This window comes from Anaerococcus sp. mt242, from assembly GCF_016798225.1.
GTDB lineage: Bacteria > Bacillota > Clostridia > Tissierellales > Peptoniphilaceae > Anaerococcus.
Map to the genome: position 1 here is coordinate 28,050 of NZ_JAEUYX010000004.1, position 17,653 is coordinate 45,702.

Genomic DNA, 17,653 nt, shown 5'->3' on the forward strand with positions numbered 1-17,653 from the left:
CTTATTTTTTTATCCTAAAAGTATTTTTGCCATAAATTTTAACTAGTGTATGAAAAATAATTATTAAAATAAGCATTATAGTGCTTACAATAATTAAAGTTAATTGTCCCTTAGATGTTTTTCCAATAATCAATGGAATAAAAATTACATTTGCATAATTTAATATATTGTATAAAACTTTGTAGCCATGTCCAACATTAGCAGCCTCAAAGTTAAAGGGTTGGAAAATATAGTAGATAAATAATTCAAAGGCCATATAAAATAAAAAACTTGCTAGCACAAAAATCTCACATACAATTAAATTTTTAATGCCTAGTGCTGGGAAAAGTATAAAAGCTAAAGCATTTATCAAAATCCCCGATAAAAGGCCAATTAAATTTATCTTTAATAAAGATTTATACCTAAGCTTATACATGGCAAAAATTGCCTCTTCCTCCTTATAAAACCCATATTGGAGCAAGGACCTATCGCAGTTTAAAAACATAGCCCTGCTAGAATTTGGATTGTTAAAAAGTATCGATACAAATATTGATTGAGTTAATAGCAAAATATTTTCCATAGCAAAGTTAGATTCACCAAATTTATACTTTGTAAATCCTAGGGCAAGGGCAGCTATAGCAAAGATAATACCAGCTTTTTTTAAAATTGGTTTGCCAAGAAGTCTCTTGTGCCTTGTAAAAAATAAATTGTTTAAAAGTTCATAGCCACTTCCATTTTCTTTTTTACCAGCTTCTATGTCAGTATCTTTTAAGGCCAAGCTATCATTGGCAATTTGATCAAAATCTAGACTTATATTAACTTCTTCGTCCTTTGCATCCTCTAATACCTTGCCATAGTCATCTAATTTTAATAGATATTTCATTGCAAAAATAGATCCTATAAGGCTAATTACAAATATTACCAGCAATATAAGAGTGTTATAAGTCTTTACATTCATAAGGATTACAAAAAGAATTATAAAGGATAGGATGTTTACCCACCACTTATCCGCATAAATTTCCTTTTGATTATTTGAAATCCTTAGTGTAAAGGTGTTTGAAATTATTCTTACAAATGCAAGGATAAAGCTTAGTAAAAATCCATTTTTGAGACCTAGAAATATCGCAAAAGCAAAGGCTCTTCCAAATCCTATCCTAAGGGGGTCAAAAACTCCTCTGATTAATCCACTTTCTTTAGGTGCCAATCTGTACTGATTATTTAGATTACGCATATCAACCTTATTTCCCGCAATGCTGTTTGAATTTATGGCAGCACTTAGGTAAAAGGCTAAAAATGATAGGTTTGAGAGGGATAGGTCGACAAATTGATTAGTCCCTAGTCCATCAAATTGTCCTGGAGTTTTTATAAGCCAAAGGATAAATCCCACAAAAGCCAAAGCCATAAAGTAAGCAACAACGCTTTTTAAAATCTGACCCAGAACAGAAAATATGGGCCCTAGGGCATAGACAAGTTTTTTTAATCCATAGGCCCTATATTTTTCTCCTGTATATTTGCCAATTATTGGTAGATGATGGAAAAAATAAATAATTTGGTTGATATTTTTGGCCAGATTTGCGTTTTCTATAATCCTATATTTTTTGTAATATTCCATACTAATCCTCCTTTTGGAGTAGGTCAATGACCCTATCTTCAAAATCAGGATTATTTTTTATTTCCCTATCCACTTCCTCTATTTGACCCTTATGTAATAAAACTATCTCATCTGATATGTCCTTGGCTAGGTCTAAAATGTGGGTTGAAAATATTATAATATGATCATGTTTTATAGACTTTATGAGGTCTTTCATTTCTTTTTGAACAACTACATCTAGGGAATTAAGGGGCTCATCCATTAAAATAACTCTTGGTTTTAGTATAAGAAACATCATCATTTGAATCTTATTTCTCATCCCAGTCGAATATCCTTGGATAAGTCTATCCTTATCATCTTCATCAAATTTTACTAGGTCAAAATAATAATTAGGATCAAGGGACCCTGCAATTCTTTTTCTATTTACATCTATAAAAAAATTTATAAACTCCCTAGCAGTTAAAAATCTTGGTAACTCTGGCTCTGCTAGCATAAAGAATACATCCTTACTATCAAGATTTATTTTTTCGTCATTATCTATTAGATAAATCTCCCCACTATCTTTTTTAAGTTCTTTTGCAATCAAAGAAAAAAGAGTAGTCTTTCCAGCTCCATTTCTTCCCAAAAGAGCATAGATAATCCCTTGGTCAAATGTAGCATCTAAATTTCTTAAGACACTCTTTTCTTCAAATTGTTTTGATAAGTTTTCGATTACTAATTTCATTTTTTCTCCCATCCCAAGATTATTTCACAATAAGGATATCAGAGAAAAATTATAATATCTAGTTTTATTAATAGTATTTAATAACATTTTAAATATATTTAATAAATTAACGCTTTATTATAGCCTTTTTATAGATGTAATTTCACTTGGTTCATCTATAATTGCATTTGGATTTTCTGCCTCTAGCACATTACGATCTCTAAAGCCCCATGAACATCCTATGGTAAATATGCTAGCATTTCTCCCGCATCTCATATCTACTTCACTATCGCCAAAGTATAAAATATCTGAAAATGGCACATCAAAATGGTTGGCGATAATCATAATGCCTTCTGGAGATGGCTTTCTTTTATAATCTTCCCTATAACCTAGGATGTAGTCAAAATATTTTTCGCCAAAAATAGATTTTAACACTCTATTACTGGTTTCATCTGGCTTATTAGAAAAAGCAGCTAATATTTCCCCATTTTCCTTTAACTTATCCAAGGACTCTTTGACTCCATCAAAGGGTTTGGTTAGATGTAGGGGATCGTTGTTGTAAGACTCGTTGTATCTATTATAGATTTCTTCTTTTAATAGCTCATCTCCGGTAAATCCAACATAATTTAAAGTTTTATCCAACAAAACTCTGGGGCCATTGCCGACAAACTCTCTAGTTTTTTCTTTGGGAACTGATTTTAATCCGTATTTTTTGAAAGTTTCGTTTATATGAAAGTTTATTGAATCAATAGTATTTAAAAGTGTCCCGTCGATGTCAAATATATACATTTTACCTCCTTTACAAAATTTAAGCTCTTAGTCTATCTTTACCCTAATAGAATAATATTTTAATAATATTTTGGATAAAGTATGAGAAAAGGGCATAATTATTGGTAAGAATAATTTTGCAAATGTTTGCAATTTTGTCCCATTGTATATACAATGAAAGAAGAAAAAGATTTTGAAAAGAGGGTTTTTATGAGTAATGTAAGAAATTTATCCATGCTCAGTGATTTTTATGAATTTACCATGGCCAATGCATATTTTAACCATGGTATGAAGGATACAATTGCTGTTTTTGATGCATTTTATAGGACAAATCCTGATGAAGGAGGATATTCCATCTTTGCAGGTTTAAATGATGTGATTGATTTTATAGAAAATCTACATTTTACAGAAGATGATATAGCTTATCTAAAAGAAGTGGGAGATTTTTCAGATGGTTTCCTAGACTATCTTCGTGATTTTAAATTCACAGGTGATGTATGGGCCTTTCCTGAAGGATCAGTTATGTTTCCAAATGAGCCAATCATCACAGTTAAGGCACCAATTATAGAATGCTCTATAGTAGAAACTTACCTATTGCTTTCTATGAATTTTAATTCGCTGATAGCTACAAAAACAAGTAGAATAGTAAAAGCAGCTGGCGACAGGCTCGTAATGGAATTTGGTGCTCGCCGTGCCCAAGGTGCAGATGCTTCTCTAACAGGAGCTCGTGCTGCTTTTATAGCTGGCGCACCAGTATCAAGTAATACTCTTTCTGCAAAAACATATGGTTTTAAGCCATCTGGAACTATGGCCCATGCTTGGATTCAAGCCTTTGATAGTGAGTATGAAGCATTTAAAATTTATGCAGAAACTTATCCAGAAAATTGTACTCTACTAATTGATACCTACGATACAATTAATAGTGGATTGCCAAATGCCATGCGTGTATTTAGAGAAGTTTTGGAACCAAAAGGGCTTACTGGTGGGGTAAGACTTGACTCTGGAGACCTTGCATACTTATCCAAAGAAATTAGAAAAATCCTAGATGATAATGGATTTACAGATACTAAAATCGTTGCAAGTAACTCACTAGACGAATTTAAAATCAACTCCTTAACTGCCCAAGGAGCAAAAATCGATGCCTTTGGTATTGGTGAAAGACTTATAACTAGTAAATCTGATCCAGTTTTTGGTGGAGTTTATAAACTGGTAGGAATATACGAAGATGATGAATTAAAAGCTCGTATTAAAGTTTCTGAAAACGTAGAAAAAATTACAACACCAGGATTTAAAAAAGTTTACAGACTTTATGATAAGGAAACTGGCAAGGCAGAAGCTGACTATATCACTCTTCGTGAAGAAGAAGTTGATGAAAGCAAACCACTAGTTATCTTTGATCCATTATTTACTTGGAAAATGAAAAAAATGGACAATTACGAAGCGCGTCTTATGCAAGTTCCTATTTTTGAAAACGGAAAATTAGTCTATGACCAACCATCTATAGAAGAAATCCACGACTACTGCAAAAAAGAACTAGATAGTATATGGGATGAGGTAAAAAGATTTGACCAACCGCACAATTATTATGTAGACTTATCCCAAGACCTATGGAGTCTAAAGCAAAATCTAATTTTAGAGGCTAAAAGAGGATTATAGATAAATATTTTTTATAGAAAAAGGAGACTAGCTAAAAGTCTCCTTTTTCATATTCTTCTTTAGCAAGTATATAGCCACCTATAAGTCCTGCTTCATTTCCTAAATTTGGGAATACTATATATTCTTCACTACTTGGTAAAATCAAATACTCTCCTTTGATTTTATCAAATTCCTCTCTAATTTTTTCTATCATACCATCCTTATTTGCAACTCCTCCACCGATTATTATTATATGAGGTCTTAAAATTGCAGTATAAGTATATAAAACTTTAGCAATATATCTTGCTGTTATTAAAAAAGCAGGATGATCAATATCTAACTCTTCACCCTTGCTACCCGCTCGTTTTTCAATAGCAGGACCTGAACAGAGTCCTTCAAAACAGGAATCGTGATAGTCACAAACGCTTTTAAAGTTATCATCAATTTCTCTTGATATTTCAATATGTCCCATTTCTGGATGAGAAAAGCCTTCGACTATCATTCCATCAACTATAAATGATCCACCTATGCCTGTTCCAATTGTTAAATACAAAGAACTCTTCTTATTTCTAGCAGCTCCTAAGAAAAATTCTCCTATCCCAGATGCTCCAACATCTGTAGTAAGTCTGATTGGGATATCCAAATTATTCTTTAAAGTTCCTATCAAGTCAAAGTTTCTCCAAAGTTTTTTTGGTGTTGATAAAATGTAACCATAACTTTTAGAATCTTTATCCAAATCAATAGGTCCAAAAGCTCCTACTCCTATAGATTTTATCTTCTCTGTTTTAAAAAAATCGCTTACTTGTTCTAAATTTCTATTTGGATCTTCTGTTTTTATCCTTATTTCTTTTATTATTTTTCCATTCTCATCAAATATGGCGCACCTAATTTTTGTACCACCTAATTCTATTGAACCATACATATTATTCTCCTGTTTCTGGCACTAGGCCTAAAGTAAATTTAATTTCACTTGCATTTATAAATTCTCTATGAGACATTTTTCTGTCCCTGTAAACTTTACCATTAACTTTCATTGTTTTGATAAATTTCTTTTGATGGTAATTTTCTTCAGTAGTTATTTTTAAAATATTTCTATTTGCAAGTTTTACATTTATTTCATCAAAAAATGGAATACCTATTATATATTCTTCTTTCCCTGGCGCAACTGGATATATACCGAGACTAGATAGTATAAACCAAGAACTAAGTGAGCCGTTGTCTTCATCGCCTGGATATCCCTTAAAATCATAGGAAAAATAATTTAGTAAAAGTTCCTTTACTAAAAGTTGTGTTTTATAAGGCTTATCTACATAATAATATAAATAAGGCAAATGAAATGAAGGTTGGTTTGATATTGCTATTTGACCAAAGTGTGCAACTTCTAATTCTTTCATTTCATGGATTACTTCTCCATACGATCCAACTTTGAAATCGGATGTCTCATTTGCTATTTCATCAAGTTTATCTTCAAAGGCCTTTTTTGATCCAAATAAACTGACAATACCTTCAATGTCATGGTAAGCATTAAAACTATTTTGAAAAGCAGCTCCTTCAGTATAAGGCGAACCCCAACTAAATTTATCAAACTCTTCAGTAAAATTACCATTTCTATCCTTGGCCCTAAACCATCCTATATCTTTATCAAAAAGATTTTGATAAGCTTTAGATTTTTTATAGTAAGTATTTGCTAATTCATCTTTAGCTAAGATTTCAGCTACTTTTCCTATAGAAAAATCTGACAAGCTATTATCTAAAGTTTGGTTTACTGATTCGTGTAAATCAGCTGGTACATATCCTAATTCATCCATCAGATTTGCACCAAATCTGCCATACTTACTCTTATTATTTTCTGGTTTTGCGGACTTTATCATTGCTTCTAGCAGTATTTCTGACTTATCATTTCCTATTTTTTTTGATAAAAGATCAGCTATAGTATTATCAACTAAAGTTCCTGGCATCATTGATCTCTCATCTGGCGATAGCCATTTTGGTAAAAATCCGGTATCTATATAAGTATTTATAATTCCTTCTAAAAGATCTTCTAAAAATTTGGTGTCAATTAAACTAAGAAGAGGAAATAAAGTTTTTTGCCCATCCCAAAATCCTATATTTGTAAACAACTTTCCATTTTTTATTGTTTTATTAAAAGTATCATAGTGGATTTCTTTATCGTCTTTATCAATTTCAAAAAATCTCATAGGAAATAAGTACGCTCTATATAAGCAGTGGTAGAAAAATTTTCTTTGTTTTTCCTTGCTGTATGAATTGTATTTTTGGTATAAATCATCTTCTTTTCTTATATTTATTTCAAAATTATTAAAAACTTTTTCCCATTTTTTACTTGTAGATGAAACTAATTTTTCAAAATCTTTTTCTAATCGTTGATGATTTATAATAGCTTGGTCGATTGAAATAAATGAAGTGCTTATATATAAATTTGTATTTTTACTATCAGTTATTATTTTATAAGCAGATTCCGTATTTTTTAAGTCAAAATCATTATCTAAGTCAATTACAATATACATTGTAAAATCTTCATCTTCGCTATCATAGCAATTTTTTACACTCCCTAAAATTAGCTTATCTTTTTTTTCAAGAAAAAGACCATCTGCATATATTAAAAAATTCGCTTTTGTATTTGCCTTATAGCTAATAATTCCAGAATAAATATCATTAGTAATTTCTGCTATTGACCCATCTTCATATATTATTTTATTATAATTAGGCCTAAAAATAGAGCTAGTGGTATCATATTTAATATTTTTTTCTAAATCAAAAGGGAGTATTGTAAGATATGAATAATCCCCCATCCATGGGCTAGGTTGATGGGTTAATCTGAAACCTTTAAAGTTATCTTCATTTGGATTAAACCACCATTCATTTTTATCAACATTACTTTGCACTGCAAAATAATTTGTTCCATGAGGCACACCTACTAATGGTAAGGTATTTCCATTAGAAAATTCTCTTTTAGAGTCCGTTCCAATCCTTGTATCAGTAAATCTAAAATCATTTAAAATTTCTTTTATAGACATATAATTTTTTCCTATTTAAAGTTCAAAACCATTATTTTCACTTAATTTCTTAAACCATTGACCTGACTTCTTTATTTTTCTTTGGCCAGTATTTAAATCTAATTCTACAAGACCATATCTATTTTTATAGGCATTTAGCCAGCTCCAGCAATCTATAAAAGTCCAAAGTTGATAACCCTTACAGTTTGCTCCCTCATTGATAGCCTTACTTAGCCAGTATAGGTGTTCTTTTATAAAATCAATCCTATAATCATCTTTTATCTGCCCATTTTCTCTAAATCTTTCTTCATTTTCAACACCCATACCATTTTCTGAAACTATCCACTCTATGTTTTTATAATTGTCACGGATATTTATTGCAATATCATAAAGGGCTTTTGGATATATTTCCCAACCTCTATATGGATTCATACGTTTGCCTGGCATATCATAAGTTAAATAATATTTGCTAGGCATAAAAAGTGCATCCTCTTTATATTGATAAGGATTTTCCCTCACTCTTAGGGGCTGATAATAGTTTACTCCTAGAAAATCAATAGTATTTTCTTTTATAATTTCAAGCTCTTCTTGGCTATATTCCGGAGTGAGTTTTTCATTTTTTATTAAGTTAATAAGTTTTTCAGGATATTTTCCAAAGACTGAAGGATCTAGAAATGAGGATTTATTGATTAATTCTGCCATTTCTGCTGCTTTTAAATCACCATTATTGTTGCTTCTTGGATAAGCTGGTGTTAGATTTAAAATTATTCCAATTTTTTTATTAAAATCCATTTCTTTATAGTTTTTAATAGCTAAGGCTGAAGCAAGCTGAGTGTTAAATGCTGCTTGGACTGCTTTTTTAGGATCTACTTCTGCTGGATAGTGATAACCATAAAGATATTGGCATTCTACTTGGACTATCGGCTCATTAAAGGTAAACCAACCATCTACTAAATCATCAAAAAGTTCAAAGCATTTTCTAGCATAATCCTTATAAGCTTCTACGGTTTTTTTATTAGTCCAGCCACCTATATCCATAAGATACATTGGCAAGTCAAAGTGAAATAAGTTTATATAAAGAGTAATATTTTTTTTGCGAATCCTAGAAAAATAATCTCTATAAAAACTAACAGCTTTTTGATTTATCTTTCCATCTATATCTGGTATAAGCCTAGCCCAGTTTATAGATGTCCTATAAACATTTTGTCCAGTTTCTTCTAACAAGTCTACATCAGTTTTATAATTGTTATAAATATCTGTCGTTTTACTTGGCCCTACTTGCTTATAAAATTTATACGGATCTATTTTATACCAATAGTCCCATATATTCTCAGATTTATTGTCTATATTTCCTGCACCTTCTGACTGAGTGGCTGATGTAGCCGTTCCATATAAAAATCCTTTAGGAAATTTAATCATAATTCCTCCTTTACTTTAATAATCTTTTTTCTTCTATAGATTGTTTTAAATTTGCGTAGGCCCCGTATAAGTTATTATCATTAAAAAACGATACAGGGCTAATCTCTATATCTATAGATTTGAAAACCCCTGTGTTTAATTTGTTTTTAATCTCTCTTACAAATCTCTCATCACTAGAAATAGCCCCTCCTAAATAAATTATTTCTGGATTTACAGTATAAAAAATATTGTATATTCCCATGGCTAAGTAAGTAAACATCTGGTCTACTTCTGTAAAATAAGGTTCTTTTTTTTGCATGTATTTATCAAAAATTAAATACGTACTTTCATCTATACCATATTTTTTTATCATTTTTCGCCTGATATTTGGTAGAGTTGCTAGTTTAGAAAAATTATCAAAATTACCTTCTTCATTTTTTAAAAGCATATAGCCAAATTCTCCAGCTTCTAAGCTTTTACCTTTTATAATTTTGCCATTTTTTGTTATAGCTCCACCTATACCAGAGCCTATAATTAAAAAAGCTAGATAATTTTTATCAACTTTCCCATAAAAAATCTCCGCTAAGGCAGCACAATTTGCATCATTTTCAATGGCCACTGGGAGATTAAATTTATTTTTTATTTCCATGGCAAAATTATATTCTGTAATAAACTCAACTGCGGATTTTCCATAAATATTGCCTGTAGAAGAATCAACAGTTCCTGGAGAAGAAAATCCTATGCCATCAAGCTTGTGGTTTTTAGCAAAAGAATTAATTTTATCTTCAAAAAACTTTAAAAGATCATCCATATTTTTCTCCTGTTTTGAAGAAAATTTTTCAACTATTTTATCATTTTCTATCAAAGCATATTTATTGCTTGAACCACCTATATCAAATACTAAATACAATTTTTATCTCCTGTGTTATAATTTACTTGTAGAAAGGAGCTACAATGACTGTTAGTTCTTATGAATTTATCATGGATATCATAAGTTCCAATGATATTAGCCTTTCAAAATCTGAAGAAAGCATTTTAAATACCTTAAAAATAAATAACTACGATATTACAAATTTTGATATAGCAGATTTTGCTAAAACTTTTTTTGTTTCAAATGCCACTGTAACTCGCTTTTCTCAAAAGCTTGGTTTTTCTGGATATCAAGAACTAAGATATGCCATTAGTGAAACAAAAGAAGTCTCTATATACAAAAGCCAAGATATATATCTAAATATGGTTAGTTCTTTTAAAGAATTGCCAGAAAGGACTATTAAGCTTATAAAAAGTTTAAATAATTTTCCAAAAATAGCTATAATTGGCATAGGTTCATCTGGGCTTTGCGCAAATGAATTTGTCTATAAGCTAAGAGAGCTTGATTTATTTACTTCAGATTATGCCAAAGAGCCTTATTCGATAAATCTTTTAACAAAAAATTTAAGCTATAATGACCTTTTGATTGCTATCTCCTTAAGTGGGGAAAATCACACAATATTAGAAGGCGTAAATAACGCTATTGATAAAGGAGCCCCAGTTTTTTCCATAACTAGAAACTACGATTCCAGTTTAGGAAAAAAATCCGATTACATAATACGCACTCCTGCTTACCCTAATCATAGTTATGAAATATCAAAAATGGCACCTATTCTCATTACTATGGATATAATTTGTGAGATTTATCAAAACAATTAGTTTTTAATTATTTCTAATCCTAGATAATTTAAAATAGCCTCACAAAACATAGAATTTGACCAAGAAAACCAATCTCTTGTGTATTTATTAGGATCATCTTTGTCAAATCCTTCATGCATAAGATAGGTATTTGCATGTGTATTTTCAAAATATTTTAGTATTTTATTTTTCTCACCTTCATTTGTACTTGTCATCATTTGTATACTTAAAGCTATATGCCAGATATAATCTTCTGGCGTATGGTCTGATCCTATTCCATCTGCTGCTCTTCCCATAAAATAATTTTTATTTTTATTTGATAAAATGGCTTTTCTAGTATTTTTATAAAGAGAATTATCCCTATCTATATATTGCAAATATGGTAAAGATAATAAAGATGGTACATTTGCATCATCCATAAATAAATACTTTCCTAATCCATCTACTTCATAAGCAAATATTTCTCCAAAATCTGGATCATTTATTATTCCATAGTCTTTTATTCCTTGATTGATTTCTGTTGCAAGATTTCGCATTTTTTCTGCTAATTGCTTATCTTTTTTTGCATCAATAAGACAACTAGCTAATTTGTTTAAAGTAACCACTGCAAAAGCATTTGCAGGAATCAAGTATTGGTAAAGGCAGGAATCATCACTTGGTCTAAAACCTGTCCAGCTCATACCAGTATAAGCAACTTCCGTTCCTCTTTTTCCAGTTCTTAAAGAATCTGTCTCTTTCCATGGATTTGGTCTTTCAAACTCGTAGCTAGATCTGCTATGGTCTTGTTCTAAGGCAATTAAATCTACTATATTTTTTAATATTCTAATAAATTCATAATCAAAAATAGAATTATCCTTAGTTTTTTCATAGTAAAGGTAAGCAGTTTGCATTACATAACATAAGGAATCAAGTTCGTATTTTCTCTCCCAAACCCAATCAGACTCAAAATCTGTTATATCTTCCTTGCTCCAAGAACGTCCATTAGCCTTTATATTAAAAGCATTGGCATAGTAGTCCTTGTCTACTAAAAAAATTTGCCTTTTTAATACTTTTTTTATTAAATCATCAGCCTCTTTACTATCTATATAAAAAAGTGGTCTGATTTGTCCGCTTGAATCTCTTAACCACATGGCATCAATATCGCCTGTGATTACAAAAGCATCATTTCTATCTGTAAGTTTTATAGTTGTGGTAAAGGTATTTTTTATAGCAATAGCAAATATTTTTTTTATTTCATCACTTAACTTATCAGAATTATTTACATATTCTATAAGGGGATTTACTATATTTTCCATATATTAGCCTCCTAATTATATATCTAACTTTATGGTTCTAATTTCAAAGGCATCTAGGGTATTTTTATCTACTGTTTTTTCTTCTTTTTTATCGCCCAAAATACTATATATTACACCATCTGCATTTATATTTTTTTCTTTATCATCTGGATTATAAGCTCTAAAAATTGCTTCTTTCTTATCATTTCTGTAAAGGACTGAATATAGGTTTTCACCAAGATCTACATTTGGGATTATATTTTCTTTTTGATTTGCAATATTTTTACCTAGCTTAACATCAAAAAACGGCACTCTCTCAGTCAAGGCTCTTTGAATAGATGTATTCGCTTTTTCAGAAAATATATCTAAATATAAATCAAATTCCATTTCTGCCTTATCTCCTAAAAGTTGAGCTTCAGGTGTTGGAAAATATCCCCAATCTCCTAATTCACCAATAGATCTAAATAAGGTTAGATACAAGCCTTCATTTTTTACCTGCTCATATTCAGCTATACCTAAGCTAGAAATAGTAAATCCGTTGTCTTTTTCGTCTTTTACTTGAACATATCTATTTAAATTTTGAGAATAATCAGGATTTACCCATGTTTTTGGTGGATACATATCTCTTTTTACAGTTTCAAAAATAGATTCTGCATGAATAACTGAAGTATCTAAACTATGACCAAAAAGTATCCTCATCCTGTGGTCTTTAGCAATATTCTTTAGTTTTATATGGCAATCAATAGTTCTTTTTTTGTCATAAATCCTTATAGTTTTTTCAACTATCATATCAACATACTCTTCTGATCTGTTAGACTTTCTGTTAGTAATATCTACAAGAGTTATTTGTTCCTCTTTTAAGCTATCTGCCGCTGATTTTGGAATGGATATCTTCTCTTTTAACTTTATAGTAAATTTATCTGAACTTTTGTGAATATCTTTACTTATAAGTTTGCCACCTAAAATTCTTTTTTTATCATAAGACTGCCTATAAATATATTCGTTGCCTATGTCTCCACTATCTTCTATCATAAAAATATTTTTGTATACGTTACCTGTACTTTTATTAGTAATATTTAAAGAAGCATTATCATTTATCCTAATCTCAAAATAATCATTTGAAATTACATCTTTTTTTACTTTTAAATCTTTAAATTTGCCTTCTCCTTTTACTAGCCTAAAGATTTTTTTCTCATAAGAATCTAGATCTGCTAAAAATGTTATATTTACCTGCCTTGCAAAATATGGTTTTCTAAATGAATCCTCTGGCAATTCATAGGAAAAATTAGTTCCCATATCTCTTATCTCGACTGCTATTTCACATCCCTTTTGATCTATCAATTTTAGTTCTGGTAAGCTTACCGCCTTTAATTCATTGACAACTTTTCTAAAGTTTTCTCCAAAATATTCTTTTTTAAAATCCAAATCAACACTAACTAGCCTACTTCTTTTATAAGGAAGGGTGTTTATTAGAGCAAAACTTATATCGTTAGAATCATTATAAGTATTATCTGCAATGATTTCTCTTGCCTTATCATCCAAATAGTCTAAGGCCTCACTAGCATCCTTAAATCTTCTTTCGTTTCCATCATGCACTGAATCTATGGAGCATCCACATATGCTATCGTGAGGATGGTTTGATATTAATCTTTCATAGATATAATCAAAACTATCATTAGGATATAGTTCCTTATTTACAAAAATTGTATACAAAGGCTGGCTAATTTCTTCAAGTCTCATCTCTAAAGTTTTATTAGCTTTTTTCAAATAATACCTAGATGAGGAAGTGCCTTGTAAAGTATACCAGCCATCGGTAGCTTGAGAACGCAATTCTCCTTTGATTGTAGCAAGTTTATTTGGATCAACTTCTTTTTTTACAGCTTCATAATACTTATCTAAATTCGAGTGTATAAATTCATAGTCATCATATAGGCTATTTGCTTTTTCAATTATTTTTCCTATATTTTTTTGAACTGGTGAGTGGTCACAGCCATTCATTAAAAGAAGTTGGTTAGTGGATGCATATTTTTCCATATCTGCTATTTTTTGATCCATATATTTTTTGAGCCTAGCAGTTTCTATTGGTATATCTACTCCATTGCAATACCAATTTGCAAAAAGAATGCCTAAAACTTGCGAGCCATCTGGAGCTTGCCAAAATAATTCCGAATTTTTGGATGTAAAATCTTCTACAACTACATTGTTTAACCCAGTAGCTTTTACTCCCCTGCCAAAATATGCAACATCTATATTAGCTTTATTAAGTATCTGAGCAGCTTGTCCAATATTTCCAAAAGTATCTGGGAAATATCCAATTTGTGCAGGCTTTCCTAATTTTTTAGACTTTTTAAGACCTAGTTGTAAATCTTTTATATTAGACTCAGCAGAAGTCAAAAATGCATCTTGTAAAATATACCAAGGGCCTATAATTATTTTTCCATCTTTTATTAGTCTATAGAGGATTTCCTTATTTTCTGGTTTTACTTTTAAATAATCTTCTATTGGTAAATATTGGCCATCAAATTGAAAGTACTTAAAGCTTTCATCTTCACAAGCCTCTATTACACCATCAACAAGATCTACTAATCTCATAGTATGATTTTCTAAAGGCATATACCATTCTCGATCCCAATGTGTATGGGATATTATATGAACTGTTTTTTTCATAAATTCTCTTTGCTTTCCATTAGTTTTTTATAAATTTCTTCTAAAACGCTAGATGTTTTAACTACTCTATCTTCTATTTCATCTAAGCTAAACTCTTTATAAATTCTTACCTTACATTCTTTAGATTTTTTATAAAAGTCAGCAGCTTTAGAATAATCTTTGTTTATAGCACATTTAACAGCTTTTAATAAGTATTTTAGACTTGTAAAAAATGAAATTACTTCTTTATAAAGATTTTGGTTACTATAATTACTTTCATAATTATCAATTGCCTCTAATTTTTGGTCTATCAAGTAAATTATTTTTTCATAATCTCTTGCTTTAAAAGCAGCTGCTAACCTACTATCTTCGAAATACTTTTTATTTTCTTCTCTGCTATAGATATCTGATCCAAAGAAAGAATCTGCTATTAGATATAAATCATCTGCTACACCTTTATCTAAATATATAAGTCCTTTTTTAAAGACTTCTATTGCTTTATAATTACTCGGATCTTTTAAATATTCATTTATCTGAAAAATGGATAGTTTGGAAAGTTCTGCTTGATTCATAGGATTTATTAAAAATGAATCAAAATTTAATGATCTGCTATCAAAAAATTCAAATACTTCCATAAAGATTTGATCTCTTTTATAATCATTTACCGGCCAATTAAACCATATATTTGGTTTTTGGTTAGCAAGTTTTATAAATTCTTCGTTTGCATCATATCTTAAAGGAGCTACTACATCATAACCTGTCCACATTATTTTTAAGTTTTTAATATTTTTAAATAAGTCAAAATATGAACATGCTTTATCATCAATCCAGCTTTGGTTGTACCATGGATGGACAAAGAGTAATTCTCTATTTTCAAAATCAGATATAAAATTTAATATATCTTTTACTAATTGTAGATGATATTCTCTTTGCTCATAAGCCTTTTTTTGATCGACATCATCCATGCAAAGGGCAAAAGATTTTATTCCTATACTATGTAATTGTTCATATTTTTTATATATACGTTCTATTTCGTTTTTATAATCAGAAAAATCAATTAAGTTTTGCCCTGGATGTATAGCCCAGACAAAGTCTATATTTTTTCTTTGAGCAAGTTTTGCTAGTTTTTCTAGTTCTTTAAGCTTATTATCTGGATATAAATCTCTCCATTTTACATTGTGGTAAGGGTCATCTTTAGGTGCATATATATATTGGTTCATATTTATATCCGATAAGAAATTGATCATAGAATATCTTTGTTCAAAAGTCCATGGTATTCCATAAAAACCTTCAATGACACCTTTTTTAATTTCTGTCATAGAAACTCCTTTTAATATTGAAAATATTTTTTTATTATCTTTAATCCTAATTTAAAAATGAAAATAAGTTCATTTTGCTATTTATAATTAAAGACTTACACAAAAGTGTAAGTCTTTAATATTAGTTCTTTTCACTGCTGAAAGTGTCAAGTTGATTTTGGATTTCTTCTATTGCTTTATCAATGCCTGCTGTTTCTAGTTGGTCTAAAAACTCTTGATAGTAAGCATCATCAAATGCTCCAGTTTTAAGATTGTTGTAATATCTTTCAACTGTAGCTTGAATATTTTCTAATTCACCTTGGATATTTGTTTTATCAACTCTAAATCCTAGGGTTGGTGAAGCTACTAACTTATCTTCAAATTCTTTTACTTCTTCATCAAATTCAGGATCTCCAATTCCTACACCATCTGCCATAGGAGTTCTATTAAACATTGATAAGTATTGGAAGCTTGCTACATCATATACTTCATCTTTTGTTCCAAGCTTTTTAACTTTTCCATCTTTTAATTCATAGTCTACTCCTTCAATACCGTATGATAATAGGTCTTGAAGTTTTTTATCTGTAAACATTCTTTCAACAAAGTCTAAAGCTTGGTCTTTGTATTCAGATTGGCTATTGATTCCAACTAATTTTCCTGTAGCTTTTTCATTATCTACAGGAATAGATTCTCCTATTATAGAAGCTACTTTTGGTTCTTCTTCCTTTGACCAAATAGCCTCTGATCCAGGTTCTCCTTCGTATTCTCCTACAAGTGATGCTTCATAAGCTCCTTTCGCTTCATCAGCTTGGATTTGTGGTGCATCTGGATTTATTAAACCATCGTCATAAAGCTTTTTCATTTGATCAATCTCTGCCTTAAAGTCAGGATCTTTATAAAGGTTGTAGGCTACTAATTTGCCATCTTTTTCTTTTACTCCTATACCTTTTTCAACTTCAAAAGCAGGATTTTCCCTTGCTAGTAAAAAGTCACTTGCAACATTGAATGGATATTCAACTTGATCTTCATTATCTTTTACTTCTTTTAAATATTCTTCTAGTTGTGTAGTATTTTGTATATCTTGGTATGGTATGTCATACTTTTCTACATATTCTTTGTTCCATACAAATTGATTAGCTGCAACTACTCCAGGATACGCTGCTGGCAATGCATATAAAGGTCCATTTATTTTTGTACCTTCAATCATCCTATCATCTATTAATTCTTTAGCACCTTTAAGTTCATTATCTAAATAGTCAGACAAGTCTAAAAATGCGTTTTGGTCTGCTAGAGTTTTATAAGGACCTGCCCAACTAGATGTAAAGGCTAAATCCCAATCTTCTCCAGAGTTTACAGCTAGTTGTAATTTTTGTTGGTAATCTCCCCAATCATAAAATACTGTATTTATATGATATCCTGCATCTACGCTATCTAGGTATTCATTTGTTGCATCTACTACCTCTTGGTGATTAACTGGTTCTTCTCCTATATTAAAATATGTTAGTGTAGGTATATCACCACTATCACTTGTTGTTACATCATTAGCTTTTTCTGAGCTTGTAGTTCCTTTTTCACCGTTATCAGTATCTTTATTCTCAGAGTTATTTCCACAGCCAGTAACTCCAAGTGCTAATGCTAAAATTAAAGCAAATTTCTTTTTCAAATTAAATGTTTTCATA

Annotated in this window: 13 protein-coding genes; 2 read left to right on the forward strand and 11 right to left on the reverse strand. The window is 30.2% G+C overall.

The genetic code is table 11. The features are described 5' to 3' along the window. Window position 1: 1 nt before the first annotated feature. The 3 genes from JNO63_RS03085 to JNO63_RS03095 all read right to left on the reverse strand — a co-directional run bounded on the left by JNO63_RS03085 (window position 2) and on the right by JNO63_RS03095 (window position 3,062). Window positions 2–1,591 (reverse strand): hypothetical protein, encoded by a 1,590-nt coding sequence (locus JNO63_RS03085; protein ID WP_203127027.1) that lies wholly within the window; start codon window positions 1,589–1,591, stop codon window positions 2–4. A 1-nt stretch (window position 1,592) separates the two neighbouring features. Next, window positions 1,593–2,294: an ABC transporter ATP-binding protein gene (locus JNO63_RS03090; RefSeq protein WP_203127028.1), complete on the reverse strand. Its 702-nt coding sequence runs from the start codon at window positions 2,292–2,294 to the stop codon at window positions 1,593–1,595. 117 nt (window positions 2,295–2,411) lie between these two features. After that, entirely contained in the window at window positions 2,412–3,062 is a 651-nt protein-coding gene (locus tag JNO63_RS03095) for an HAD family hydrolase (protein WP_203127029.1), read from the reverse strand. A 189-nt stretch (window positions 3,063–3,251) separates the two neighbouring features. On the opposite strand from JNO63_RS03095, the gene JNO63_RS03100 reads away from it, so the two are divergent. Beyond that, entirely contained in the window at window positions 3,252–4,697 is a 1,446-nt protein-coding gene (locus JNO63_RS03100; protein ID WP_203127030.1) for a nicotinate phosphoribosyltransferase, read from the forward strand. Window positions 4,698–4,728: 31 nt separating this feature from the next. On the opposite strand, the gene JNO63_RS03105 is transcribed toward JNO63_RS03100, so the two are convergent. Genes JNO63_RS03105 through JNO63_RS03120 form a run of 4 tightly spaced genes read right to left on the reverse strand, consistent with a single transcriptional unit; the run spans window position 4,729 to window position 9,998 of the window. Beyond that, complete coding sequence (locus JNO63_RS03105; protein WP_203127031.1) at window positions 4,729–5,598, reverse strand: ROK family protein; 870 nt, start codon at window positions 5,596–5,598, stop codon at window positions 4,729–4,731. A gap of 1 nt (window position 5,599) precedes the next feature. After that, a complete protein-coding gene (locus tag JNO63_RS03110) occupies window positions 5,600–7,711 on the reverse strand; it encodes a GH92 family glycosyl hydrolase (RefSeq protein WP_203127032.1) in 2,112 nt (703 codons plus the stop codon). A 15-nt stretch (window positions 7,712–7,726) separates the two neighbouring features. Then, window positions 7,727–9,109 carry a glycoside hydrolase family 1 protein gene (locus JNO63_RS03115; protein WP_203127033.1) on the reverse strand — a complete coding sequence of 461 codons (1,383 nt, stop codon included), beginning with the start codon at window positions 9,107–9,109 and terminating at the stop codon, window positions 7,727–7,729. A 10-nt stretch (window positions 9,110–9,119) separates the two neighbouring features. Further along, a complete protein-coding gene (locus tag JNO63_RS03120; RefSeq protein WP_203127034.1) occupies window positions 9,120–9,998 on the reverse strand; it encodes an ROK family protein in 879 nt (292 codons plus the stop codon). Between the two features lie 44 nt (window positions 9,999–10,042). Between JNO63_RS03120 and JNO63_RS03125 the strand changes: the two genes are divergently transcribed. Beyond that, a complete protein-coding gene (locus JNO63_RS03125) occupies window positions 10,043–10,777 on the forward strand; it encodes a MurR/RpiR family transcriptional regulator (RefSeq protein ID WP_203127035.1) in 735 nt (244 codons plus the stop codon). Here JNO63_RS03125 and JNO63_RS03130 read toward each other — a convergent pair. The 4 genes from JNO63_RS03130 to JNO63_RS03145 form a co-directional block, all read right to left on the reverse strand. Then, window positions 10,774–12,051, reverse strand: a complete 1,278-nt coding sequence (locus JNO63_RS03130) for a glycoside hydrolase family 125 protein (protein WP_203127036.1) — start codon at window positions 12,049–12,051, stop codon at window positions 10,774–10,776. The two genes, JNO63_RS03125 and JNO63_RS03130, sit on opposite strands and share 4 nt — an antisense overlap. Window positions 12,052–12,066: 15 nt before the next feature. After that, window positions 12,067–14,697 carry an alpha-mannosidase gene (locus tag JNO63_RS03135; RefSeq protein WP_203127037.1) on the reverse strand — a complete coding sequence of 877 codons (2,631 nt, stop codon included), beginning with the start codon at window positions 14,695–14,697 and terminating at the stop codon, window positions 12,067–12,069. Continuing rightward, entirely contained in the window at window positions 14,694–15,995 is a 1,302-nt protein-coding gene (locus JNO63_RS03140; protein WP_203127038.1) for a beta-N-acetylglucosaminidase domain-containing protein, read from the reverse strand. The genes JNO63_RS03135 and JNO63_RS03140 overlap by 4 nt, the downstream gene beginning before the upstream one ends. A 121-nt stretch (window positions 15,996–16,116) precedes the next feature. After that, a complete protein-coding gene (locus tag JNO63_RS03145; protein ID WP_203127039.1) occupies window positions 16,117–17,652 on the reverse strand; it encodes an ABC transporter substrate-binding protein in 1,536 nt (511 codons plus the stop codon). Between the last annotated feature and the right edge of the window lies 1 nt (window position 17,653).